2 protein-coding genes are annotated in these 964 nt (G+C 47.2%); both read left to right on the top strand.

Translation table 11 applies throughout. The features are described 5' to 3' along the window. Positions 1 to 329: hypothetical protein (locus J3L11_RS18850; RefSeq protein WP_207571989.1), on the top strand; the 329-nt coding region annotated here is incomplete at its 5' end. Beyond that, positions 268 to 822: a gamma carbonic anhydrase family protein gene (locus J3L11_RS18845; protein WP_207571988.1), complete on the top strand. Its 555-nt coding sequence runs from the start codon at positions 268 to 270 to the stop codon at positions 820 to 822. The genes J3L11_RS18850 and J3L11_RS18845, both read left to right, overlap by 62 nt. Positions 823 to 964 lie beyond the last annotated feature (142 nt).

Raw genomic sequence — 964 nt, 5'->3', positions numbered from 1 at the left:
ACCACCCCAACTTGGCGTCAAGTGGCTTGCGCCAATCTTTTTTCGCCCAGACAATTCAGCTTCGCCGCCTTGCCTGCAACACCGCCAGCGCTTCGCTGTTGCCGTGTCAGTGGGTGCGCATTATAGGGGGCTTAATCTTTTGTGCAAGCACCAATTCGCTAGAAAATGACGATTTTCATCTGTTTGCCCACTATTTCGCCCGAAGAGTGTTTTTTTGTCCGTATAATGGTGAAAACAGCAGCAAACTTGAGAACGAATGGTGTGGCAATGACAAACTTGAGACCTTATCAGGGGATTACCCCAACGCTTGGACAACGCGTTTATATTGATGAAGCTAGTGTATTAGTCGGTGATATTACCCTTGGTGATGATACCAGCATCTGGCCGTTGGTCGCGGCGAGAGGTGACGTTAATCGCATTGTCATTGGGCAGCGCAGTAATATTCAGGATGGCTCAGTACTGCATGTTACCCGCCGCTCAACGAATAATCCCGAGGGATTTCCACTACTCATAGGTGATGATGTCACGGTTGGTCATAAAGCCATGCTGCACGGTTGTACTATAGGTAATAGAGTGTTAGTCGGCATGGGGGCGATTATTCTGGATAATGTGGTAGTGGAAGACGATGTGATTATTGGGGCTGGCTCTGTGGTTCCGCCGGGGAAACACTTGCAGGCAGGATACTTGTATATGGGCAATCCCGCGCGGCAAGCCAGACCTTTGACGGAACAGGAACTCAAATTTTTGCGGGCATCCGCAGATAACTATGTGCGCCTGAAACAGGAATATCTGCAACAGTATGAGTCAGCAACACAACTCTAGCCGATGAAGATATTGTGTATTAGTTCAGACTAGATCTGACACATCATCTTGAAAAGATGAGAGTTACCCGTTTTGATAAAGGTGTCGAATCTTAAATCAAAACATAAGGCAACTCTCATGCTTCATACTAGCAATCCGATTA

It is taken from the genome of Shewanella sp. 4t3-1-2LB (assembly GCF_017368415.1).
In the GTDB taxonomy this organism is placed as follows: domain Bacteria; phylum Pseudomonadota; class Gammaproteobacteria; order Enterobacterales; family Shewanellaceae; genus Shewanella; species Shewanella fodinae.
Note: the sequence above shows the minus strand (reverse complement) of the source record. Positions and strands in the feature narration are given on the sequence as shown.

Bases quoted from the DNA above. Each gene is read 5' to 3' on its own strand.
- J3L11_RS18845 (WP_207571988.1), top strand. From the start codon at position 268: ATGACAAACTTGAGACCTTATCAGGGGATTACCCCAACGCTTGGACAA.